General features: G+C 39.7%; 23 protein-coding genes. 19 read left to right on the forward strand and 4 right to left on the reverse strand.

Translation table 11 applies throughout. The features are described 5' to 3' along the window. Position 1 precedes the first annotated feature (1 nt). From F580_RS0112600 to F580_RS0112655, 12 genes are all read left to right on the forward strand, one after another. Positions 2-3,079, forward strand: a complete 3,078-nt coding sequence (locus tag F580_RS0112600) for an efflux RND transporter permease subunit (protein ID WP_019028093.1) — start codon at positions 2-4, stop codon at positions 3,077-3,079. Between the two features lie 456 nt (positions 3,080-3,535). Beyond that, positions 3,536-3,865, forward strand: a complete 330-nt coding sequence (locus F580_RS0112605; protein ID WP_019028094.1) for a hypothetical protein — start codon at positions 3,536-3,538, stop codon at positions 3,863-3,865. Between the two features lie 61 nt (positions 3,866-3,926). After that, positions 3,927-4,250, forward strand: a complete 324-nt coding sequence (locus F580_RS0112610) for a YeaC family protein (RefSeq protein ID WP_019028095.1) — start codon at positions 3,927-3,929, stop codon at positions 4,248-4,250. A gap of 65 nt (positions 4,251-4,315) precedes the next feature. Next, entirely contained in the window at positions 4,316-7,186 is a 2,871-nt protein-coding gene (locus tag F580_RS0112615) for a DUF349 domain-containing protein (RefSeq protein WP_019028096.1), read from the forward strand. A 197-nt stretch (positions 7,187-7,383) separates the two neighbouring features. Continuing rightward, positions 7,384-7,926 carry a pilus assembly FimT family protein gene (locus F580_RS27120; protein ID WP_019028097.1) on the forward strand — a complete coding sequence of 181 codons (543 nt, stop codon included), beginning with the start codon at positions 7,384-7,386 and terminating at the stop codon, positions 7,924-7,926. 295 nt (positions 7,927-8,221) lie between these two features. After that, on the forward strand, positions 8,222-8,407 hold the full coding sequence (locus F580_RS0112625; RefSeq protein WP_019028098.1) for a hypothetical protein: 186 nt from the start codon (positions 8,222-8,224) through the stop codon (positions 8,405-8,407). 49 nt (positions 8,408-8,456) lie between these two features. Continuing rightward, positions 8,457-8,927, forward strand: coding sequence for a nuclear transport factor 2 family protein (locus tag F580_RS0112630; RefSeq protein WP_019028099.1), 471 nt, complete (start codon positions 8,457-8,459; stop codon positions 8,925-8,927). Between the two features lie 27 nt (positions 8,928-8,954). After that, positions 8,955-9,443 (forward strand): arsinothricin resistance N-acetyltransferase ArsN1 family B, encoded by a 489-nt coding sequence (locus tag F580_RS0112635; RefSeq protein WP_019028100.1) that lies wholly within the window; start codon positions 8,955-8,957, stop codon positions 9,441-9,443. Between the two features lie 466 nt (positions 9,444-9,909). After that, on the forward strand, positions 9,910-13,194 hold the full coding sequence (locus tag F580_RS0112640) for an amidohydrolase family protein (RefSeq protein WP_019028101.1): 3,285 nt from the start codon (positions 9,910-9,912) through the stop codon (positions 13,192-13,194). A 198-nt stretch (positions 13,195-13,392) separates the two neighbouring features. Continuing rightward, positions 13,393-13,608 carry a DUF6500 family protein gene (locus F580_RS0112645; RefSeq protein WP_019028102.1) on the forward strand — a complete coding sequence of 72 codons (216 nt, stop codon included), beginning with the start codon at positions 13,393-13,395 and terminating at the stop codon, positions 13,606-13,608. 60 nt (positions 13,609-13,668) lie between these two features. Then, on the forward strand, positions 13,669-14,253 hold the full coding sequence (locus F580_RS0112650; RefSeq protein WP_019028103.1) for a hypothetical protein: 585 nt from the start codon (positions 13,669-13,671) through the stop codon (positions 14,251-14,253). A gap of 167 nt (positions 14,254-14,420) precedes the next feature. Continuing rightward, a complete protein-coding gene (locus F580_RS0112655) occupies positions 14,421-15,068 on the forward strand; it encodes an isochorismatase family protein (RefSeq protein ID WP_019028104.1) in 648 nt (215 codons plus the stop codon). Positions 15,069-15,473: 405 nt separating this feature from the next. On the opposite strand, the gene F580_RS0112660 is transcribed toward F580_RS0112655, so the two are convergent. Then, entirely contained in the window at positions 15,474-15,875 is a 402-nt protein-coding gene (locus F580_RS0112660) for a YkgJ family cysteine cluster protein (protein ID WP_019028105.1), read from the reverse strand. A 218-nt stretch (positions 15,876-16,093) separates the two neighbouring features. Here F580_RS0112660 and F580_RS0112665 point away from each other — a divergent pair, with 218 nt between their 5' ends. Continuing rightward, positions 16,094-16,426 (forward strand): PBPRA1643 family SWIM/SEC-C metal-binding motif protein, encoded by a 333-nt coding sequence (locus F580_RS0112665; protein ID WP_019028106.1) that lies wholly within the window; start codon positions 16,094-16,096, stop codon positions 16,424-16,426. A 58-nt stretch (positions 16,427-16,484) separates the two neighbouring features. Here F580_RS0112665 and F580_RS0112670 read toward each other — a convergent pair whose 3' ends face one another. Continuing rightward, the gene (locus F580_RS0112670; RefSeq protein WP_019028107.1) at positions 16,485-16,784 is read right to left on the reverse strand and encodes a hypothetical protein; all 300 of its coding nucleotides are present in this window, start codon (positions 16,782-16,784) and stop codon (positions 16,485-16,487) included. 634 nt (positions 16,785-17,418) lie between these two features. Between F580_RS0112670 and F580_RS0112680 the strand changes: the two genes are divergently transcribed. The 5 genes from F580_RS0112680 to minE all read left to right on the forward strand — a co-directional run bounded on the left by F580_RS0112680 (position 17,419) and on the right by minE (position 20,005). Then, complete coding sequence (locus F580_RS0112680) at positions 17,419-17,637, forward strand: hypothetical protein (protein ID WP_019028109.1); 219 nt, start codon at positions 17,419-17,421, stop codon at positions 17,635-17,637. An 11-nt stretch (positions 17,638-17,648) separates the two neighbouring features. Then, on the forward strand, positions 17,649-17,930 hold the full coding sequence (locus F580_RS0112685; RefSeq protein ID WP_019028110.1) for a cell division protein ZapA: 282 nt from the start codon (positions 17,649-17,651) through the stop codon (positions 17,928-17,930). A gap of 153 nt (positions 17,931-18,083) precedes the next feature. Further along, positions 18,084-18,887, forward strand: a complete 804-nt coding sequence (minC, locus tag F580_RS0112690) for a septum site-determining protein MinC (RefSeq protein WP_019028111.1) — start codon at positions 18,084-18,086, stop codon at positions 18,885-18,887. 28 nt (positions 18,888-18,915) lie between these two features. Further along, complete coding sequence (gene minD, locus F580_RS0112695; RefSeq protein ID WP_019028112.1) at positions 18,916-19,725, forward strand: septum site-determining protein MinD; 810 nt, start codon at positions 18,916-18,918, stop codon at positions 19,723-19,725. A gap of 1 nt (position 19,726) precedes the next feature. Beyond that, positions 19,727-20,005: a cell division topological specificity factor MinE gene (minE, locus tag F580_RS0112700; RefSeq protein ID WP_019028113.1), complete on the forward strand. Its 279-nt coding sequence runs from the start codon at positions 19,727-19,729 to the stop codon at positions 20,003-20,005. A gap of 153 nt (positions 20,006-20,158) precedes the next feature. Here the strand turns inward: minE and ansA are convergent, their stop codons facing one another. Continuing rightward, on the reverse strand, positions 20,159-21,172 hold the full coding sequence (gene ansA / locus F580_RS0112705; RefSeq protein ID WP_019028114.1) for an asparaginase: 1,014 nt from the start codon (positions 21,170-21,172) through the stop codon (positions 20,159-20,161). Positions 21,173-21,760: 588 nt separating this feature from the next. Beyond that, positions 21,761-23,671 (reverse strand): signal peptide peptidase SppA, encoded by a 1,911-nt coding sequence (sppA, locus tag F580_RS0112710; RefSeq protein ID WP_019028115.1) that lies wholly within the window; start codon positions 23,669-23,671, stop codon positions 21,761-21,763. Positions 23,672-23,880: 209 nt separating this feature from the next. Here sppA and F580_RS0112715 point away from each other — a divergent pair, with 209 nt between their 5' ends. Beyond that, positions 23,881-24,579: an HvfX family Cu-binding RiPP maturation protein gene (locus F580_RS0112715; protein WP_026301421.1), complete on the forward strand. Its 699-nt coding sequence runs from the start codon at positions 23,881-23,883 to the stop codon at positions 24,577-24,579. The last annotated feature ends 37 nt before the right edge of the window (positions 24,580-24,616 follow it).

Genomic DNA, 24,616 nt, shown 5'->3' on the forward strand with positions numbered 1-24,616 from the left:
AATGAATATCACTCGATTAGCGATTACCAATAACCGCACAACCTTCATGCTACTGTTAGTTATTATGTTTTTTGGCGTGAATGCTTATAAAAGCATGCCAAAAGATTACGATCCTGGTTTTATCATTCGTACCGCACAAGTTATTACCCAGTTTCCCGGTGCTAGCCCTGAGCGTATAGAGTTATTAATTACCGACAAATTAGAACGTGTCATTCAAGAAATACCTGAATTAGACTACGTTAAAAGCGAATCGCGCACCGGTATTTCCATCATTAGTGTCATGATCAAAGAAAGTTATCGTGATTTACGCCCGATTTGGGACAATTTGCGCCGTAAAATTAATGCCGCGCAAAGTGAACTGCCCCCAGAAAGTTTTCCTTCTATTGTTAATGATGAATTCGGTGATGTTTATGGTATCGTGATCGGCCTGACGGCTGAAGGCTATAGCTACCGCGAGATGAAAGAAATCGCTGATCAAGCTAAAGATGCCATGCTAAGGCTGTCAGAATCGGCGAAAGTTGATGTATTTGGTGAGCAGCAAGAACATGTTTTTCTTGAGTACGATAACGCCCACCTTGCACATTTAGGTATTTCACCCAGTCAATTAAGTGAACAATTATCGAACCGAAATATTGTAATTTCGGGTGGTAGTATCATCTTAGCGGATCAAACAATATCGTTAGAGCCCAGTGGTAACTTTGAAAATATCGAAGAAATTAAAAGAGCGATTATTCAGATCCCTGGTAGCGAACGGTTATTATATTTAAGCGATTTGGTCACCGTTAAGCGCAGTTATGTTGACCCGATGAAAAGTAAAGTCAGTCTTTCTGGCCATGAAGGCTTATCGCTAGCCATTGCTATGCGCCAAGGTGGTAACAACATCTTACTTGGCCAGCAAGTGAATGAACTTATCGCTACTCTTAATAAAACCTATCCTATCGACGTTAATTTTGAGGCGGTGTCTTTTTTACCTATTGATGTAGAAAAGAAAGTCGATGATTTCTCTAATAACTTAATCCAAGCAGTCATTATCGTAACGTTAGTGATGTTATTTAGCTTAGGATTTAGAACGGGGTTAATCGTTGCCGTGTTAATACCAGTCAGTATGGTCTTTGGCATTTTAATCATGTCATTCTTTAACATAGGTATTGATCAAATATCATTAGCCGCATTGATCATTGCCTTAGGTATGCTGGTAGATAACGGTATCGTTATGTCTGAAAGCATTATGGTGTCGATGGAAAAAGGCAAAAAGGCCATTGATGCTGCGGTTGTTTCGGCCAATGAATTGAAAGTCCCTTTATTGACATCTTCTTTAACCACCGCGGCTGCTTTCTTACCGATATTTTTGGCGGAGTCTGCGACCGGTGAGTACACTGCATCACTCTTTAAAGTGGTCAGCATTACCTTAATGTGCTCGTGGGTTTTATCCATGACCTTAATACCTATGCTGTGTGTTCAATTTATGAAGGTGAAAAAGACCACCAACCTGTTTGATAGTGCTTTTTTTGTTGGCTATCGCGCTATTTTACATAACTTACTACGTTTTCGTTGGTTAACCTTATTAGTGACCTTAGGCCTTTTCATTACGGCTGTATGGGGATTGTCATTTATTCCTAAGTTATTTTTCCCACCCTCAGACCGTGCTTTTTTCAAAATGGAACTGGAGATGCCTATTGGTACTTCTTTGCTCGCGACAGAGCGGGTAACTAAGCAGGTCGAAGGATTTATTCGTGATGAGCTGCAAATTAACCAAGATAAAGACACCGGGGTAACTAACTGGGTTACTTATATTGGTAATGGCGGGCCAAGATTCTTACTAACCCATAACCCTAAACCGACTAGCAGTAATTATGCCTTGATGGTGATTAATTTAACCAGTAATGAACTACTGGATGAAGTCATGGGCAAGCTTGAACGTTATAGTTTTGATAATTTCCCCGATTTATTGGTTAAGCTGCGTAAAATTGAAAATGGCGCACCCATCGAAAACCCAGTGGAAATCAGAATCAACGGCAGTGATTCAGTAGAATTATTCAAGATTGTTGATCAAGTTAAGCAGCGTATGGCCCAAGTGAAAGGTGTAAAATCAATTAGTGATAATTGGGGTATGCCGATTAAAAAGCTGCAAGTTAATATTGACCAAACCCGTGCCCGTCGTGCCGGTGTATCGAGTAAAGATATTGCTATGTCACTACAAACAGGTCTGTCGGGTTTAGAGTTAAGCCAATATAGGGAAGGGGATATTGTTATCCCAATTACTATGCGCTCAAAAGCAGGCGATCGCCAAGATTTGCAGAAATTACAGGCACTGGCAGTATATTCTCAGGCAACAGGGGCATCAGTGCCCCTGACACAAGTTGCCGATATTAACGTGGTATGGCAGTCGGCAAAGATTCTTCGACGTGATCGTTTAAAAACGGTCACTATCGGTGGGCAAATAGATAACAGCATTACCGCTAACCAAGCTTTTACTGAATTACAGCCATGGCTTGAAGCACAGCAAAAAAACTGGCCGTTAACGTATAGCTACGAATTTGGTGGTGAATTTGAAACGTCTGGCAAAGCGAATAAGTCAATTGGTGATAAGTTACCCATTGCTGGTTTTATCATTTTGTTATTGCTTATTGCGCAGTTTAACTCAGTTAGAAAAGCTTTTATCATCTTGTTGACCATACCTCTTGGCCTTATCGGTGTTACCAGTGGTTTGTTAGTGGGTCAATCGTTCTTCGGTTTTATGACCTTACTGGGTATTATTTCGCTAGCCGGTATCGTTATTAACAACGCAATTGTCTTGTTAGAGCGCATTCAAATAGAACTTGATGCGACACCCGATGAGCCCGGTCAAGCAATTATACATGCCGCGCAACAAAGGCTAAGACCCATAGTGTTAACGACAACAACCACTATCTTTGGTTTAATTCCGTTATACCTTGGCGGTGGTGCATTCTGGGAGCCAATGGCTATTGCGATTATTGGCGGTTTATTGTTCTCCACCGTGTTTACTTTAGGCTTTATCCCGGTGGTTTATGCAGTATTGTTTTCAATTAAAACGCCGTCAAAGCCGATTCATAGTTAATACCATTCCGCATAAAGAAGTGCCCACTTAGAATGACATGGGCGACATTAGAACAAATAAAATATGTGAAGATATAGTTATTCTACATTAAACAAATTTTGTGAAGTTATCATGGTGTCCATGCATTCCCGAAGGGCGAGTTTTAAAGGCTTACATGCTACATTATTGATTTTGATAAGGGAATAACCATTCTCTGCAATCAATGCCTTGCCTCTAAGCCTTTAAATTCTCGCTAAGTGATCACTTTCTTATACGGATTGGTATAACACTGTTATTTGTGAGTGATTTACTCACACCTAGAGTGCGTTATAAACATACTCTGTGTAGTGAAATCGCAAAATAGGTCAGGTATACTAAGTAGAGTTCTGGTGAATGTCCTCAGCTTATCCTCATAATTGAAGATTCAAGCGGTAGGCATTTCCAGTTATCGTTTTATATCATTGCATGAGTAATTAAATGGCCGTTATTAATTGTCCGGGTTGTTCGAAAAAAATATCTGATAAAGCAAAAACCTGTAATCATTGTAACCTTGATTTATCTGAACTGGACTCTGAGAAGATTGCAGGTATTAACCACGTTAATTTAATTAATAAAACCCAACGTCTAATGAATTACTCTTTTATCGCCATGTTGTTATTTTGTGGCGGTTTTCTCTTTATGTTTTGGGATGATGTTCAGCCAGGCGGTTGGCAGCATACTCTAGCCATGGTCAGCACCTTTATCGGCTTTGTTATGTATATTATCATTCGCGGTATGTTGCTCTTTACCAAGCGCAAAGCTAGCTAGTCTATTACGACAAAACTACTTAATCAATTACTATTAAAACTACTTATATCTCGGAATTCTGATGGATTTACTTAACACCATAGACGCCATGTCAAACGACATGTATCTTCGCCTGAACTGTGCCGCCGAAACAGGCAAGTGGCCTGAAGGTACGGTTGTGGACAAAGCACAACGCGCTACTGCCTTACAATTAAGTATGGCTTATCAAGCAAGGCATTTTGATAATGATCAAATGCTGACCATTGGTGCAGATGGCCATATAGTCGAAAAAAACAAACGCCAACTCAAGGCGGAATTTTCTGGTGCTAAGCCGGAAGACGTAATAAAAAGTTGCACTAAACCGACCCAAGCGGATATCGCATATTTCAGTAACAACGAACTATAAATAAACGTTATTAGTCACGTGTAATACCCCCAATTGAATATAATCAAATTGAAGCCAACGACATTATGATTTTCTCAACCCTATTTAAAAAAAAAGTAAACTGGAAAAATAAAGACGTTACCTTACGCATCACGGCTATTAATACCGAATTATCACCCGATAACACTGAACAACGAGTCATTTTAACGGATATTATCAAAGATGATGTCAGTGATTTAGTCCGTCGTGCAGCCTTAATTAGAGTCGCCTCTTTTGACTGTTATCTAGCAGCCAGTCATGAAAACTCACAAAATAAAGTAAAGCAATTTGCCGCCAAACAAGTCCATGACATACTAGCTACGGATCACAAACTAGTCTTATCGGTTGAACTCAAACAAGGTTTACTTGCTAGAAACGCGCAAAACTCGATATTCGGCACCGCCTTATTAGAAGCTTGGCTAGCACATGAGCAAGACAGCGATATGATGATAGCGCTGTATCAACAAATTAGTGCCCGTAAAACCTCAACGCATTTGTTAGCACATAGTTTTAGCCAAAAGCAGCAGCCTGATTTTCAACGTTACTTACTTGACCAAGTTGTTGATGCCAAAGTTTTAGAAAAGCTGAGCAAAAAAGCGTGTAATGAAAGCATTGCTCAGCACATTCAAGAGAAACTTGTCGCTATGCAAGCAGCGATTGAAAAACCGCAAAAATTAAGCAAACAGCTGCAACTTATTTTAGCGAAATTACAAGCGCTAAAAGACGTTTCAGATTATGGCGACTATAAAAAGCGTAAAGCGATATTGATTCAACAATGGCAATCACTTGAAGCGGAATTCGAGGTGTTTAACGCTGATGAACTAACGGCTTTAAATGATAAGTACCAGAGTATAATGACTCATTTGGACAAGTTATTTATTGCCAAGGCTGAAAACTATCAACAGCAAATAATTGCCGACAAGTTAGCGCATGATAAACAACAAGATAAAAAAGAATTTACCGGGCAATTAAACTTAATCACCCAAGCATTAACAACGGCAGTATTTTCAAGTGATATTGTTGATGAAGCACACTTTAAAGGGCTGTTAGATCAGCTGACCAAAGACATTAACGCGTCAGTATTGAACGCTAATGAGCAACAGGCCTTTATCAACCAAGTTCAGCAATTAGCTCAGCGTCTAACTCAAATCCCAGTGATAGCGGAATCGGTGAGCCAGGCAACGAATTTAATCTCAAAAATTTCACAACTTACCTTGCCTAAATCATTAGTAGAGCTAAATACCCGCCAACAAACCTATAATGATTGGTTAAAAGCATGGCGTGTTATTGAACAAAAAACTTCCGGTATTCTTCCTGAATCAATTGTACAGGCGCAAAAACAAATTGTCAGTACTTGGCAAGTTGGTTTAAAGTCATTACAAAGTCAGCAAAAAGATTTGTTTTTTCAACATAAGAAAAAAATACAAGATATAAAGCGCCTTCTAAACCATGGTAAATACAAAGTTTGTTTTGGTTTATTCAAAGGTGTTAAAGACAGTATTGAGCAGTTATCGCCACATCAACAGCAACAATTGCAGCGAGACTTTGAACAAATTAGCGAAAAAATGATTGAGCTTAGTGACTGGGAACATTATATAGCCACGCCACGTAAACAAAATTTATTAAAAGCCGTGCAAGCGTTGGTCAATACTCCACTTGATAACCCTAATGAGCAAGCGGGAAAAGTTAAAGAGTACCGCAGTACGTGGAACTCTTTAGGTCATGCGGATGAAGATATTGATAAACAGTTAAACGAAGAGTTTAATCAGCTTTGTGAGCAAGCTTTTGCGCCATGTCGTTTATTCTACGCTGAGCAAGATAAAATACGTGAACAACATTTAGCGCAACGCCAACAAATATTGAAAAAAGCAGAACTTCTTGTCGTTGAATTAAGTGAGACACAGGCGAGCCAAACTGTCGATTTTAAGAAAGTAGACGGTAAGTTGAATACCTTACAACAGTTATGGAATAACGCGGGTGATGTTGACCGTAACCAGTATAAAAAATTACAACAGCAATTTAAAGATGCGATATCACCGATAAAATTGGCGATAAGTGACTTTCATGCCGCTAACGCTACAGAGAAAAAAGCACTGATAGTTACAGCGCAAACGCTACTTGTTAGTGAAGATGTGCTTGTTGCCATTGAATCAGCTAAAAAACTACAACAAACGTGGCGTTGTGTTGGCTTTGCTGGCAATCATCAAGAAAGTCAACTGTGGCAACAATTCCGTCAAGTAAACGATGAGTTATTTGCTAAAAGAAAAGCATTAAAATCAGAGCAACAAGCGGCATTATCAAATCAGCAACAGGCCTTCGAACAACAACTGACGGTAATCACTGAATCATTTAGCGTAATAAGTGAGCAAAATGATAACCAAGCACTGCAAGAAATTTTACAACAAGCAGAAGTGTTACATAACGATGTGATTGCCTGTAAACCTGTAATTAGAGCCTTGGTGGTAGGTGTTGAACAAATAATTAAACAAGTTCAGCTGTTAATGCAAAGTAACCTGCAAGTGAAAGAACAACAAGCTTGGTCAAAGTTATTTGTATTAATGTCACGTCAAGCCACTCATAGCCATGATGTTGAAGTCTTAAAAACCTCTGCTGATTTTAGTGACCTAAGCAGTTTTTGGCAAAAGCGTTTCCAAGAGCATGTGAAGTTAACGAAGCAAGCTGAAGAGTCTAGCCGTTTTGATAAGACCTTAGAAATTGAAATAGTGGCCAAAAGTGATTCGCCAGTAGAGTTAGCAGCCCAACGCATGAAGGTTCAAGTACAGTTGATGCAACAACACATGCAATCGGGCAGTGAGATAGATCTCAGTAAGCTATTGGTTGATTGGTTGATGTTAGGGTCGCTGAGCGAAGGTGACTTACCGCTAATTGAACGTTTAAAAGTAATTTATTGTTATTAGTTTTTCTGAATCATCGTAGCAAAATAAGAAATCAGTTTATCTTTAGCGAGTGAAGTAGACTGATTTTTTATTTACAATAAGGTAACAAACTGTCTATCGCTGGCAGTAATTTTTCATATTTTTACGTGTTATTATGCGAACAAGTAATTCGTTAATTTATTTATGGCTAAATACTGCCAATAAATAAGCTGTTTATCATGAGACGTGATTTGAAAAGTAAGAAGGGCTTTACCCTGATAGAGCTTGTTGTTGTTATTGTCATCTTAGGTATACTCGCGGTAACGGCTGCGCCTAAATTTATTGACTTAACTAGCGACGCGAAGGCGGCTACACTCGAAACTATCGGTGGCTCGATGGCAAGTGGCTTACAGCTAATTCATGCTCGCGCGATTATTGAAGATGAACATATTGGCACCGGCGTTATTCAAATAAATGGCGTTGATATTCCGTTATATAATGGCTATCCGGCAGTAGATGGTACGGACAGTTTTCCTGAGACTAATGCCCAACTCAAAGCTTGGTTAGAGTTGGATATCGTTGATCGAAATACCGCTAATGAAAATCGCGATGCGGCGGAATTTTTTTCAGATAAAGCAAGTACGCTAAATCAAATCTATATTTTCTATACCGAAGATTACGACCGAAAAAGCGTCCGTTTGAAATGCTTAGTTCGTTACATAAACCCTGTAACGAAAACTCCTCAAAAACCAACCATCACAGTGCTTACCGCTGTTTGCTAAAACGATGATACGTTAAGCAACAGCCATATCTGCTATTGCGTTAATCATCTATTTTTCATAGATAATACTTACCTTTTACTCACATTATCACTTGCTTCTACTCCTCTTTAATACCGGTAAGAATCACCAGCTAAAATCTATTTAAGTACTTCCTTTCTACGCGGTTAGCGCTTATTCTAAGCAATCATTTATAAAATAATAATATTTTTAGCGATGACATCTAGCCCTATATTAAGTTATTGACCACCTTAGTAAAGTCGGTACTTAACGCTAAAATTTACCCAGGGGAAATAACATGAAAATTATCACGGCATTAGCGTGTAGCTTTTTACTGTCATCATGTGTTTATTATAGCGTACAACGCGATTTTGGTGGTGACCCATCTGCGCCTTGTACTAAGGGCTCATCCAAAGAAAATGCAAAGTGTAAGGCGCAGATAAAGGCGCTCAATAAAGAAATCTACACAGGCTCAATGAATTAGCCCAGTGTTTAACACCACTCATCACTGACACCAATAGATAGGACATTTTATGAAATTTTGTTTTTCAGCGTTACTGGCATGTTTATTAGCACTACCCACTATGGTTAACGCGCAAGGAGATAAATTTAATTATCAACAATTTACCCAAGATTACTTTGCCGCATGGACCAATGTACAAAAACCTAAAGCCACACAGCAAGACTTAGACCATTATCTGTCGTTTTTAACCGATGATATTGGCTACCAACATTTACCTTATGCCAATGATGATAGCCGAACCCCTGATGGCAAGGCAATGATGCGCAAAGGCATGAGTTATTATTTAGGTATTCACACAGAATACCAAGCCAAGTTGATTAATAGCTCTTTTGCTCAAAATGTTATAACCATAGAATTTCACACCCAGGCAAAAGGTATTCACCCTGATAACGGCCAAGAAATTGTTATCGATAACACCGTCTTTGAAGTATTGGAAATAGAAAACGGTAAAATATCAGTCATTCGCCATTACATTAACTAAACCCGCTTTATCGAGAGAGCAACGAAGATGATCAGAGCAGTTCAAACAACGGATGCCGAAGCCATCTGTGCTATTTATAATTATTACATTACTGATACCGTTATTACTTTTGAAGAGGAAGTTTTAACCGTAATCGAGATGCATCAAAGGATCACTAGCGTACTTGATGCTGATTTACCTTGGCTTGTGGTTGAGGATGAAACAGGGCAAGTGGTTGGCTACGCTTATGCCGCTAAATGGCGAGAACGTTTTTCTTATCGATTCTCTGTAGAGGTTACCGCGTATTTATCGCCTGAGCGTGGCGGTAAAGGCCTTGGTACTCAGCTTTATCAACAATTATTCATTATCTTAAAAGCTCAAGGCATGCATAGCGCTATTGGGGGTATTACCTTACCTAATGCTGCCAGTGTTGCCTTGCATGAAAAATTCAATATGGAAAAGGTCGCTCACTTTAAAGACGTTGGTTTGAAGTTTAACCGTTGGTTAGACGTGGGTTACTGGCAAGTTACCCTTTAGTTAACCTCAACTGTGGATAAGCAAAGTTACCCACAAAGCTATTTTAGGCGATATCAGCGTTGGTCTTCCTACCAATAACCCGTTATTGGGTAGGTATTACCGCCTTGTTATCACCACATCTATCGCCAAAGTAAAGAGCGCGAACAAGTTCCCGCCTACTGGCAATAACCGTAGGCGGGATTTTAATCGCGCAAAAACTAAAGTTAACATTCATTCTGCAGAGCTGAGGTTAGTTAATAAAACCTATATAGGAATTTCTTGGCTTTAACCGCAATCAGTTAACAATTTATTTACAGAGGTAACAGGTTAGTAGCCTCACTGTCAGCAAAGCCATACAGTACGGCACTTTTTTGTTGATGTTATGTACCTGCCAATAGCGGGAAATCAACGTAATTCACTTACATTTTTTAGGTGTTTGTGATTTAGTACAGGTAACTATAATAAGTACTTTAAGGCCTTTCTCATCATGTCGAAAACCATGTTATCAAGCAAATTGCTACTTTCAACGGTAGCTCTCAGTGTTTTACTCGCACTGCCAAGTAGCTATAGCCAAGCAGCTGAAGCCAATAGCACAACACTAGAAACCGCCGTCGTAGCGCCAGCCAAATGGTCGGTAAATGCTCCTCAAGGTGAATTCACCACAGCAAAAATAGATGTTCGTTCTGGTACATGGATGAATGTTGATTTAAGCCCTGATGGTAAAACTATCGTCTTTGACTTATTAGGTGATATTTACACTATGCCGGCCTCTGGCGGTGAAGCTAAGGCGTTAATGACTGACATCGCTTGGCAAATGCAACCACGCTTTAGCCCTGATGGTAAATACATTGCCTTTACCTCTGATGAAGACGGTGGCGATAACTTATGGATCATGAAAGCAGACGGCACTGATGCTAAAGCGGTAACCACTGAAACTTTTCGTTTATTAAATAGCCCTGCATGGTCGCCAGATGGTAACTACCTTGTTGGCCGTAAACACTACACTGGTTCTCGTTCTTTAGGCGCGGGAGAAGTATGGATGTATCATAAGTCGGGCGGTAATGGCGTAATGCTAACCAAACGACCTAATGAACAAAAAGATTTAGGCGAGCCCGCATTCTCACATGACGGTAAGTATGTCTATTTCTCACAAGATGCAACGCCAGGCAAAACCTTTCATTATTCAAAAGACTCTGAAAAAGGCATTTATAAAATTAAACGTCTTGAACTTGAAACCGGCGAAATCAAAGTGGTTGTTTCAGGTAAGGGTGGCGCGATCAGACCAACGCTTTCACCTGACGGTAAGTTCTTAGCCTTTATCAGCCGTGATGACTTTCAATCAAATTTATATTTGTACAACCTTAAAAGTGGTGAACAAACCAAAATTTATGATGGTTTAGAGCGCGACATGCAAGAGACTTGGGCGATACATGGCGTATACCCAACAATGGCATGGACACCTGACAGTGACGGTTTAGTTTTCTGGGCCGGGGGTAAAATTAATAAGTTATCGCTAGACTCAAAAAAAACCACCGTCATTGATTTCCATGTAAAAACGGAAAAGAAAATTCAAACTGCGTTGCGCTTCTCACAAGACTTAGATTTAAAGTCGTTTGACACCAAAATGTTACGTGACGTTAAAGTATCACCAAACGGCAAAGTAGCTGTGTTTGAATCAATGGGGCACATCTACCGCAAAAGTTTACCCAATGGTAAACCTAAGCGTATCACCAAACAAAAAAGTCAATTTGAATTAAACCCAAGCTTTTCACGTGACGGTAAAAAAATTGTCTACGTAAGCTGGGATGATAAAAACTTAGGCCAAGTACGTGTTGTCTCTAGTCGAGGTGGTAAAGGTAAAGTTATTACCCGTGAGCCGGGTAAATACGTTGAACCTAGCTTCTCACCTGATGGTAAAACCGTAGTTTTTCGTAAAATCAGTGGTGGTTATATTACCGATCCGATTTGGGGCTTAAACCCAGGCATTTACAAGGTATCAGCAAAAGGTGGTAAGGCTAAACTTGTCACTGAAAGTGGGGTGCAGCCACATTTTGGTGCCCGTAACGATCGTGTTTATGTGACCCGTGACGGTAAAACACCAAACTTATCTCGCATTGATCTTGATGGTCAGCACGATACCAAATTATACCAAGGTAAATTCGCTTCAGAATACCGCGTCTCACCTGATGGTAAATCACTCGCCTTTGCCGAACGTTTTAAAGTTTTCGTTACGCCCTTTGTAGAACGAGGTGAGGTCATTGATATTGGCCCTAAATCGAAAAACTTACCGGTAGAGCAATTATCAGTACGTGCCGGTGAAGGTATAAACTGGAATGGTAAATCAAACGAGATCTACTGGAGCCTTGGTCCAAACTTATACCAAGCATCTGTAAAAGGACTGTTTGAAATTACAGGTAAAGCAGCAGAAAAGTCAGATGACAATGCCGTAATTGAAGAAGAAGGAAAAGCCGAAGTAAAATCTAAAGCAAAAGTTACAAATTTAAGTTACCAGCAAAAAGTTGACATCCCATCAGGTCGTGTTGCCTTTGTTGGTGGTACAGTTATCACCATGGAAGGCGAGCTAGTCATTGAAAATGGTGTGGTGTTAGTAGAAGGCAATAAAATCAAGGCAGTTGGCGTTAATGGACAAGTAAAAATTCCAAGTGATACTTTCATTATTGATATTACCGGGAAAACAGTTATGCCAGGTTTAATCGATGCCCATGCTCATGGCTCACAAGGCACTAGTGAAATAATTCCACAGCAAAACTGGAAAAACTACGCGGGATTATCATTAGGTGTTACCACCATTCATGATCCATCTAACGATACCACTGAATTTTTTGCCGCTAGCGAAATGCAAAAAGCCGGTAAAATAGTCGCGGCACGTTTATTCTCCACCGGTGCTATTTTATATGGCGCCACTATCCCAGGTTATACCTCACACGTTGATAGCCTTGACGATGCTAAGTTCCACGTTGAACGTTTAAAAGCAGCAGGGGCTTTTAGTGTTAAAAGTTACAACCAACCACGTCGTAATCAACGCCAACAGTTTATTCAAGCCGCACGTGAATTAGAAATGATGGTTGTGCCTGAAGGTGGCTCGTTACTGCAACATAACCTAACTATGGTAGTTGATGGTCATACAACGTTAGAGCATTCAATCGCAACTGCTAAAATTTATGATGATATCAAACAATTATGGTCACAATCTGATATGGCCTACACACCAACGATGGGCGTTTCGTATGGCGGTATCTCCGGTGAACACTATTGGTACGATACCACTAATGTTTGGGAACACCCGCGTTTAAGTAAATATGTACCAAGTGAGTTTTTAGACCCGCGCTCAATGCGCCGTACAAAAGCGCCATTACATCATTACAACCATTTTAATGTCGCGAAAGTAGCCAAGGAAATGCAAGACTTAGGTGTTGAAGTTAACGCCGGTGGTCATGGTCAACGTGAGGGTTTAGCAATGCACTGGGAAATGTGGATGATGGCGCAAGGCGGTATGACACCGCTACAAGCTATTCGTACCGCCACTATTTCACCAGCACGTACTTTAGGTTTAGACAAAGATATTGGCTCATTAACCGTTGGTAAGTTAGCGGATATCATCGTTGTTGATGGTGACGTTACTAAAGATATTCGTTTAAGTGATAAAGTAACTCATACCATGATAAATGGCCGTTTATACAACGCTGAAACCATGAATGAGATTGGTAACTACGATAACAAACGTGAAAAATTCTACTTTGAAGAGAAGTAGTTTAATTAGGTTTAGTTTAGTTATGTAGAGAGTACCGTTAATACTTCCACCTAACCGATAGAGTAAAACCAAAGCCAGTAAGTAAACCTTACTGGCTTTTTATCTTTAGTAGATACCGTTTTTTGTCTAGTTATGGCAAGATCACACACTAACAAAGAGCAAACATCAAGTAAGAAAACTTTAAAAGGAAATTAACGAATGCGAAAGAGCTTACAAGCAAAGATAATTGCCGTGTGTGATAAAAAGATTGCCCAGAAGGGCACTACTGTCGGTTTATCATTTTATGCCTTTTTTGCCAACAAAAATGATGATCCGGAGTTATTAATGGAAGCGGCAACGTGGTGGATCATGACCCATAAACTAGATCACTTTGAAAAAGCAGTTAAAATTAAAACCATGGTAATGGCTGAGTAGTAAAATTATCTACCTTAACAATTTAAAAAGATGGGGCATCTAAATGCTCATAGGATTACCGTGCAGACACTTTCTCAAATCATAAATTCCGTTGACTTTGATGGCACTATCGAAATGTCGTATTCGCTGTATCAAAGCAGCCGTAAGCGGCATTACCCGCTTATATCTGATATAAAACTTGTTGGCGATGGGCATGAAGTACGTCGTATGACCGCATGGATAAGTCAACACTTTCCAGTTATACGGCTAACCCAGGAGGTTTTCTATGATAACGCGGAAGACTATAACAGAGCGGCAATAGAAGAAAGGGGCGAAGCTGCATTATCTGCTTATGGTAAATTTCGTTACGATGAGTTTTGGCGAATTTCCAGTGCACTTTCTACAGCGGTAGGTTTTAGTAACTTGTTTGATGTTGATCATGCAAAAAGCATCAAAGAAAATGGCATTGCCGCAATTGAACCAGATAACCTGAACCTCATGCTGTTTAGAGCGAATAAGAAAAAAAGTGCTAAGTCACATCCTCGTTATTCTTGGGCACGGCAAGAAGAAGTTATTTGGTCATCAATCAAAGCGGTCACTGAACTAACCAGTGATGATGAACGTGTGGTAGAACTTTTAGTACAGCAATTAAAAAGTTTGTATTAACACTTCAACTAACCCGATATTATGCTTTATGGTGCATACCGTGACACAGGAAAAAACATGAAGATGGCAGAGAAGCTGAAATTGGTTTATCAACCAGTGAGTGTTGGTTGCTAATATAAGCTTTTCACTTTAGCTTTAACTATAGCTTTAATAGAAAGTGGTATTGTATGAGTTCTCAGCAAAATCAGTTAAATCAGCGAAGGCAGTTAAGACCATTGACGAACGAAAATACTGGTCTGATTGTCGTTGATGTGCAAGGAAATCTTGCCCATAGGGTACATGACAGTGCCAGTTTGATTGCCAATTGCGCAACGTTAATTAAAGGCGCGCAAGCACTGGGCTTACCTATTATTTGGTTAGAACAGAACCCCGAGAAACTTGGGGCAACGGTGAGTGAATTATCGACCTTGCTCAGTGCACAATCGCCAATCATAAAATTTAGCTTTAACGCTGGCGCAGAGCCGAAATTCATCTCCGCAATTAATCAGGCAGTTACTCATGCTAACACTAATGAAAATAGTGTTGCTGCTAAAGGAACGGCAAACATCGATTCCAAGATAGATAACTGGCTTATGTGTGATATCGAAGCGCATATTTGTGTCTATCAAACAGCACAGCATTTACAACAATCTGGCTTTAATGTTCAGTTAGTACAAGATTGTATTTCCTCGCGCACCCTTGCCAACAAAACCCTAGCAATAAACAAACTCTCTCAAAGTGGCGCTGAACTTACCGGTTTAGAAATGTGTTTGTACGAGCTAGTAAAAGATTGTCGAGAGCCAGCGTTTAAAGATATTTTAGCGCTCATCAGGTAGTCATTAGGCAATATGAGCAGAAGTAATGCGCAGAGAGTAAACACATAACACCATGATTAATACTTTCATCACAAGCTTATGAAGGCGTTCATCCATAATATACCCAAGCTACTTCAAGATACTCGTTTCAGGACGACTGAGCGATTCATAATCAAGGCGGGTATTCTATTAATGGTTATTCCCTTAATTTCATACGCAACGATGAATATGATTTTCTCATCCGTCCCCGTAGGGCTGGTTTAGAAACGTTTTATCCTTCGTGATTGATTTCGACAAGGGAATAACCATTCTCTTCAATCAATGCCTAGCCTAAAGACGTTTTTAATTCCAGCTGAATCCTGCATCTTGAGGTTGTTTGGGTATATAACCCCGTAACCTTGTGGTCCGCGACTAAAAGTTTATTTTTTAACTACAACAGGCCGGGCGACTATCTTGCATTAGGATATCTAGTTTTACCTGCGCTTGTTTTTGGTGTTCAATATCAATTACTTCAATCATTTCACACTCATCTCTAATCATTTCAGCAATGAGACTCGGATAATGACGGCAATCTTCCGGTCTGTCTTGATAAATGCTACAGGTATATAGGTTAGGCGCGAGTGGGGTCTTCTTGGGCGCGATTTCAAGAAACGGACAACGTTCAAGGGGTAAACCTGACTTAGGGTCGAACCATATCTGGTTATTTTTCACATAGTCGAAGATCTCCGGATTAAATATCTCCCAAAGGTCTATTTCATCTTGTGTTGCTGCAAGATCGCCACCGCCGTATTTAATACAACATTTCCCACATTGATTACAGTCTTTCATAGTATTGGCATAGCTCGCTAATTATTAAGGTCTAAGCAAACCTATTGTATCACTGATGAGAGTGAGACTGGTGAATGGGACTTATTTTGCAATAAAGTGACTTTTTATTGAGTATTTATAAAATATCTCACAGACAGCCCATTCAACAGTCGACTATTTATCACGTTACGTTATACTGCCGCGCTTAAACCAAGTATTTCATTTTAGCGGAGAACATTATGCACGATCTTTATTACAAAGGACGTATCCACACCAGACATAACCATGTAACCACAGGTTATAATAATAAGCGTGCCGTTAAGCTTGGTAGTGAAAAACATCCATTAACGTTAGTTGTTAATAGTGAAGAAAGAAAAGTAGCTGTCGCTTTGATAGTAAGCGAAAATGATTTATTTGCTGAAATCACCGTTGATAGTGCAGTTGAAGAAAATATTCTTGAACTTGATGGTTTTTTAAACAAGCCAACCACCACTCGTTTTGATAAAACGCCAAACCGTAATGATCCTTGTTCATGTGGTAGTGGTAAAAAATATAAAAAGTGTTGTGGATAGCAACGTTTTATCCGCGCTATCTAAACGAATACTGCTCACGATTTGTCAGCAGTATTCGTTAATTTTTAAAGTAATGAGAAGTAAACTTCGCATTAACTAAAAGCTTTAATCTAACTGTTTGCCATATACAGCGGGTCGGTCGACAAACCCATAAAAAAGTATCGGTGCCAAAGGAACTGCCTGATAATGGATTATTGCCCACATAGGTTAATACTTCTGCATTGGTGATGTTTTTACCAAACAGCGTAATATTCCAATTTTCACCCTCAAGTGCAATACGCATATCGACCTTGTTATAAGCGTCAATTTCATAAAGCGGATTTAAGTTAACATCAACATTTTGTTTTCCGCTGCCCAATAAGTGACGGCAATCTCCATAGTGAATTTCTCATTACCATCAATCAATGGATAGCCGCTAATATGCACAATGAACTCTGTGCTAGAAACTAACCCCAAGAACGTTGCGCAGAAAGCTATCTGAGCAGGGCACAAGTTTTACCAGCATAGTGAAAGAGCTACGTTGTAGCGCCGCTAAAAAATTAATAACCGAAACGCAATTGACAATTGAAGCGCATATTTGCGTATACCTGACGGCACTTAATCTAACAAAACCTGCCTTCGTTTAAGTACGGTTTAGTCAACTTTAGTTGCTCGCTTATTTTTTAGGTGGGCCATGCGGTGCTAAAACAAGCAACAGTGAGTAAAGTCTGTCTACTAATCGACCAATACCATGGGTTTGTTTTTTGGCTGTGAGCAGTGAGGGTCAGTAGTATTGTTATCCCAATGTATCGAAAAGCATCGTTGACACTTTTATTTCTAATTGATTAATTTTTATCATAAAAGCGTGTTTTTTAAACGTTATTGTCAAATCTGCCTTGATGTTTAAATTTGTTACATTAATTAAGTCATTAATCACGCTTAAAGGTAGCATTCTGCCTCACTTTAGATTAAATTTGCTTCCCTAAATTTACTACAGTTAACAAGAGCGCCTTATGTTAGAAAATACTCTCCCTCAACTCGAACAACTGGTTTCAGATATTATTGAAAAAAATAACCAACTTAAAAGCCAAGTAGCCGAACTAGAGCAGCAAAAATCAGTACTTATTGATGAAAATGAAACTTTGCAACTTGAAGCGCTTGACGGTGAAGAAAAACAAAAGCAGACCAACGATGTTTTAACAAACCTTTTAGGTAAGTTACAAAGCGCATAAGAGGTTGATTAATGATTACAGAAGACTCTAAAGGCATCAGCGTGGTAATTATGGGCAGGCAACATCAGTTTACTTGCTCAGCTGAACAGGCAGAGGATTTAAATCAAGCCGCTAGTAACCTCGCGGATATGTGTGAAAAAATTAAACACAGTGCCGGTAACGCTAATAGCGAACGTGCTTTGTTGGTAGCCTCAATTAACTTAAGTTATTCGTTGTTAATGGCGAATAATAAAATTGATCGTTATCACCTAGGGCAAGATGCTTTAATTTCCACATTAAAAAGCGCTTTATAAATACTTCATTATTTCAATATCGTGCTTTTTATAGGCCAACACTTATAGAAAGCGACGATACTAGTGCCTTTATGTTTGGGTACTTTATATAGACCCTATATAGAGTTACTTTAATTGATGGATGGCGCTGACAATTTTAGGGAAACCCTCTTTATGGCTTTTACTAGCATTGAATTTAAAGGGACAAGCTTTACCCTGTCTGTTTTACAGTTAAAATCAGTTAAGTTAGCCGATGTTCGTGCTGATTTAACAAAAAAGATCGCCCAAGCACCTGATTTCTTTCACCTGGTACCACTGGTGGTGAGTATCGAAAAAATTAACGATTCTCTTGATTATCAGGCGGTTAAATTGTTAGTTGAAGAACTCAATTTTACCTTCGTTGGATTTACCGGCACCGTTGATAAAGCACAACGTCAGCTTATTCGTGAGTTAGGCTTTTCATTTATTAATACTGCAAAAGCTTTAACTGGAAAAGCTTTAACTGGAAAAGCTTTAACTTCAAAAGCTAATGTCGCCAAAAATACGGGTGAAAAAAGCATGTTCACTGATAAAGCGACTGTGGCAACACAAACGCCAATAGCAGCGCCAGATAGCGGTGCACAAAAAGTTAGCACGCCGCAAGTCGCTTTATTTACCGACAAAATACACCGAGGTCCTATTCGTTCAGGTCAGCAAGTTTACGCTAAGGGTCAAAATCTAGTGGTTATTGGCTCTGTTTCTGCCGGTGCTGAAGTTATTGCCGATGGTAATATCCATGTATACGGCTCATTACGCGGCCGCGCTATTGCTGGTGCCCAAGGTCATCATCAAGCAAAAATATATTGCCAAAATCTTCAGGCTGAATTGGTCTCAATTAATGGTAACTATTGGCTGAGTGAGTCAATGGAAGAACACTGGGACTCTCCCGCCTATATTAATTTGACAGACAGCGAGTTGACGTCGTCAAAACTTATTTAATTTTTAACTTATTAAGGATATTCGGTCTATGGCACGGATAATAGTTGTAACATCAGGTAAGGGCGGAGTTGGCAAAACGACCTCAAGCGCTGCCATTGGTCTTGGTTTAGCGTTGAAAGGTAATAAAGTTGTGTTAATCGATTTTGATATCGGCTTACGAAACCTTGATTTGATCATGGGTTGTGAACGACGCGTCGTTTATGATTTTGTTAATGTAATTAATGGTGAGGCGACGTTAAATCAGGCATTGATCAAAGATAAACGCGTTAGTAGCTTATCGGTATTACCTGCGTCGCAGACTCGCGACAAAGATGCGCTAACTAAAGAAAATGTCGGTAAAGTGCTAGAAGAGCTTGGTAAAACCTTTGACTTTATTATTTGTGACTCACCTGCAGGTATTGAAGCTGGTGCGATGATGGCATTGTATTATGCTGATGAAGCGATAGTAACCACAAATCCTGAAGTTTCTTCGGTACGTGATTCTGATCGAATTCTAGGCATGTTAGCTAGTCGCTCTCGCAGAGCAGAGCTTGGCTTAGAGCCAATCAAAGAACACTTATTATTAACCCGTTATTCTCCTAAGCGCGTGGCAGATGGTGAAATGCTCAGTGTTGAGGACGTGGAAGATATACTTTCTATACCTCTGTTGGGCGTTATTCCAGAATCACAAGCGGTACTAAAAGCCTCTAATGCCGGTGAGCCGGTAATTTTAGATACCGAAAGCGATGCTGGACAGGCTTACCAAGATGTAATTGACCGTCTATTGGGCGATACTGTTGATTTTAGATTCTTACAAACCGAAAAGAAAAGTATTTTTAGTCGAATATTTGGAGGGTAACATGGCATTACTGGATTATTTTTTACGGAAGAAAGACAAGCCGGCAACGACGGCTTCAAAAGCGAAAGAACGCCTGCAAATTATCGTGGCTCATGAACGTAATAGTCGCAATAAACAGCCTGATTATCTGCCGCAATTAACTGAAGATATTCTTGCGGTTTTACGCAAGTACATTAAAGTGTCTGATGAGAGTTTTTCAATAAACCTTGATAATAAAGACGGTAATTTGAACGTCTTAGAACTCAATATTGAATTACATGATGAGCAAGGTAAAGGCTAAGCTTTATTAGAATGAATGAAGGCGATAAGTTATTGAGGTAATTTAATTCAATGACTTAGTCCGTTGCTCTATTATGAAGATGAGAGCCCCAAACTCACTAGCTTTAAAGGCTTGAGTTTGGGGTTTTCGTGTTTTGAAACAAGTAAGCTGGGGCTAGGTTAATTCGCCCCGTAAACTCACTTGCATTTGTTTGCACATCTCATCGTAGCTTAAGCCTTTACTTAATAGATAATGCAGCTTAGTTAACGTAGCCTCTAGGGTCATATCATGACCACTAATAACGCCGGCTTCACTTAAGGCATTGCCGGTAGCATAACCCGACATATTAACGGTGCCTCTAATACATTGGCTACAGTTAACAACCACTATTCCGTCTGCTCTTGCTTGTGTTAAACAAGCGAGTAGGGCTTTATCTTGCGGCGCGTTACCAACACCATAACTACGTAAAATTAGCGCTTTTACCGGTTGTTTAATCACATTTTCGATGACGTCACTACTAATGCCTGGGTATAAGTGTACTACGCCAATAGGTTGCGGCGTGATGGTTGATAATTGTAGCGGCGCAATCTCTTGCTCAGCATCAGCTAACTTACCGGCACCTAACTGTATATTAATGCCTGCTTCTAACAATACCGGCATGTTAGGCGAATCGAAGGCATTAAAACCATCGGCATAGGCTTTGATACAACGGTTACCACGAAAAAGTTTGTTATTAAAAAATAAACTTACTTCACTGATAGGGTAATTAGCGGCAATGTATAAAGCGTTAAGTACATTCACTTGTCCGTCAGAGCGAAGTTGACTTAAAGGAATTTGCGAGCCAGTAACAATAACAGGTTTGCTCAAATTCTCGAACATAAAAGATAATGCAGAGCTGGTATAGGCCATGGTATCAGTGCCGTGTAAAACAACAAACCCATCATAGTCATCATAATTTGCTTTAATATCATCAGCGATCCGTTGCCAATCACGGGGAGTCATGTTTGATGAATCAATTAAAGGCTGATATTCACTGATGGTAAATTCAGGCATTTCACTACGATGAAATTCAGGCAGGGCATTGATAGATTCAGTCAAATGACCTTTTGCAGGAATAAAGCCTTGAGTGCTTTGCATCATACCTATAGTGCCACCGGTATAGGCGACGTAAATTCTTTTTTTCGTCATGATTGTAAATGCTTTAAGTGATTAGTTATTCGAGCGATATTATATCTTAGCAAACGGTAAAATTACTAGCGGACTTAGTCGTTGATGGTGTAAATTGATGAAAAAAATTGCTTAGTGACTAATACCAAGTTGATTAAGTTCTTTCCCACTCAGCGAGAGTTAAAGGGTTTAGAGGCCAGGCATTGATTGAAGAGAATGGTTATTCCCTTGTCAAAATCAATAACGCCGCATATGAACCCTTTAAACTCGCCCTGTGGGAGCTTACTCAATGACCACTAACATCGTTAAATTTATGTGGTTTAGAATGACTAGACCTAAACAAATTTGCCTGGTTATTGAACATTAAGTACAGCTCTGAGCTGGGAAGAAATTTAATCAAATTGGTATAATAGCTCCTTGTTTCAACATAGAACCGTGGCAAGTTAACGGTGCTTTTGTCGGTGTGGCTAACAAAAGCCTAGGTTAAAAACAGACCTAGAACAGAAAAGGCACAGACAAGGCACAGACAAAAAAAGAGGCCGTTATTTGCATAACGACCTCTTTAGATTCATGCTTTCGCATGGGTTTTTACTTTAATAATTTACTCGCTTAGTTCCCGCTACAAGCAACACATAAAGTGTAACGACCTTGTGGGTCGTTGAACTGATTCATTTGGCTTAACTCAGCTTTTAGCATCGTCATTAAGGTGGATAACGGTGCATTGTTTACTGCATTGGTTGTTACATCAATGGCTATTTTCTCGTCCATTGAAGTAAATAAGCCAATCAGACTGGCTGAATTACCCAATAGTTGCTGCATGATTTTATTGCGTGAAGATTGCTCTTTTTCAATCAATAAAGTGTCATATTGTTCAAGTTTTGCCAGGCTTGCCGCGGCTACTACAGCGTCAGTTAAATTACCAAGTTCATCAACTAAACCAAGCTCTTTAGCTTTTTTACCTGACCAAACACGGCCTTGGGCGATAGCATCTACTTCCTCAACGGTCATACCACGATTGTCAGCAACCAACTGAATAAACTCTTGGTAACCTTTGTTAATTGATAACTGGAATAATTTAGCCATACCAGGCGTTAGCGCTTGGGTAGGGCCGAAACCTGCGATGTCGGTTGTACCAACGCCGTCAGTATGAATACCCATCTTACTTAATGAATCTTCAAAGGTCATCATCATACCAAAGATACCAATTGAGCCAGTGATAGTGGCAGGTGAAGCGTAAATTTTATCGGCGGGAGCTGAAATCCAGTAACCACCTGAAGCGGCATACGTGCCCATTGAAGCGACAACCGGCTTACCGGCTTTTTTCAATAATTCTACTTCTTGACGAATGATTTCCGAAGCATAAGCACTACCACCTGGGCTATCTACACGAAGTACAACGGCTTTAACATCATCATTGAAACGCGCTTTACGCAATAATTTAGCTGTGCTGTCGCCGCCAATAGTTCCAGGTTTTTGTGTGCCGTCTAAAATAGTTCCTTTAGCGACAATGATAGCCACTTTATCGCTAGCCGACTCAGTCAATTCTGCGCTGGCATCTAAAGTGGAACTGGTTGCTGTCATATAGGCTTGGTAACCAATATGGCTATAGCTATCACCTTTTTTGTTCTTACCCACTAAATCAATGAGCTCAGAACGCATTTCTTGGCGAGACTTTAATTGATCAACCCAGTTGTTGTTTAGAGCATATTTGGCAAAACTACTGCCAGATGCACTGAACTTACTGACTAGCGTATCGATGTTTTCATCAAAGTTATCTATGCCAAAACCACGACGGGCAGCAACATCTTCTTTATATTGCATCCATAAGTCATTTAACCAAAGTTTGTTGGCTTCTTTTGCTGCGTCAGACATGTCATCACGAATAAACGGTTCAACCGCAGATTTAAACGTTCCTACGCGAAAAATATGTTGATTAATGGCTAACTTATCCAAGGCAGACTTAAAGTACATTTTATAACGGCCATAACCTTCAAGTAACATAAAACCTTGTGGGTTTAACCAAATGTTGTCAGCGGTGCTTGCTAGGTAGTACTGGGTTTGTGAAAATTGATCACCAAGGGCAATAATTTGCTTGCCTGAGCTTTTAAAGTCTTCCAGTGCTGCGGCAATATCTTGTAGTTTAGTTAAACCGGCGCGTTGTAAGCCTTGCAGTTGTAAAACTAATATTTCTACCCGATCATCTTTTTTTGCTTTACCAATAACATCAATGATATCGCTCAGTAATACTTCTGGCTTATCATCACTTTGCTCCATGGCTTCACTTAAAAAAGCTTCCACCGGGTCTACTTCACGCTTTTGCTCGACCACTTCACCGACTAGGTTTAGTACTAGCGCTGTTTTATCTGGTACGTGAATTTGTTCCTCACCACTTAATAACACACCAACGAAGGCGAATAACAGCATAAAAAATACTAGGTTGACCACTATTGAGCGTGTAGCTGTTAATATCCGCCAAAGTGAAGAAAAGAACCTTTTTATAATGCCTGGATTATTGTTCATATGATTATCTTAGCTTGCTTTAATTAAAAATCTTAAGGTTATACTACCTTAATGTTTACCAAAACTTAACAATTGCCCTCGCTACTTTGTAACTTTTTATGCCAGTGTTGAATCGACAGCATATTTATCAAACAATATTGATTAAAATGAAAGTGTTTAGTCGGTATAACGTTCTTATAATTAACCCTTTATTTAAAAAGACCGCCTTCATGCGACATTTACCACATTACTACCAATGCTTTTTAGCTCAACTTAAAAATTTCGATGGTATTCCGGCTTTACTCTTAAGGCTGTACCTTGCACCGGTATTTATCATGGCGGGATTTAGCAAAACTCAATTACTCAATGAAGATGTCAGCGGATTTAGTGCCATTATGGCTGATCCCAATATTATTGCCTGGTTTGGCAACAGTGACTGGGGCTTAGGTTTTCCGTTTCCGGCTTTACTTGCCAATTTGGTTATTTTAGTTGAGTTTTTTGGTGGTTGGTTATTATTAGTGGGCGCGTTAACACGGTTAATCAGCATTCCATTGATGTTTACTATGATAGTAGCGGCTACTTCGGTTCATGCGGACAATGGCTGGTTTGCTATCACACCCACAAACAGTGATATTAGCCCGGCAAGAGTTGCCACTTGGTTAGGTGTTGAAAGTGCTAAGGCGAGTTTAGAGAACAGTGAACAAACAGCAATACGACTAGAAAAAATGAAAGAGCTGTTAAATGAGAATGGTAATACTGATTGGTTATATGAAAAGGGTAATATCGTGGTATTAAATAACGGTATCGAATTTTCGACAACGTACTTTATCATGTTACTCGCGTTATTCTTTATCGGTGCAGGGCGTTATACCAGCGTTGACCACTTTGTCGCACAACGTTTTCTGATAGAGAAAAAGCATTTCAACTAAAAAGTGTTTTTCCGGTGAAGACATAAAAAAGCTGAAC

This window comes from Colwellia piezophila ATCC BAA-637 (genome assembly GCF_000378625.1).
In the GTDB taxonomy this organism is placed as follows: Bacteria; Pseudomonadota; Gammaproteobacteria; order Enterobacterales; family Alteromonadaceae; genus Colwellia; species Colwellia piezophila.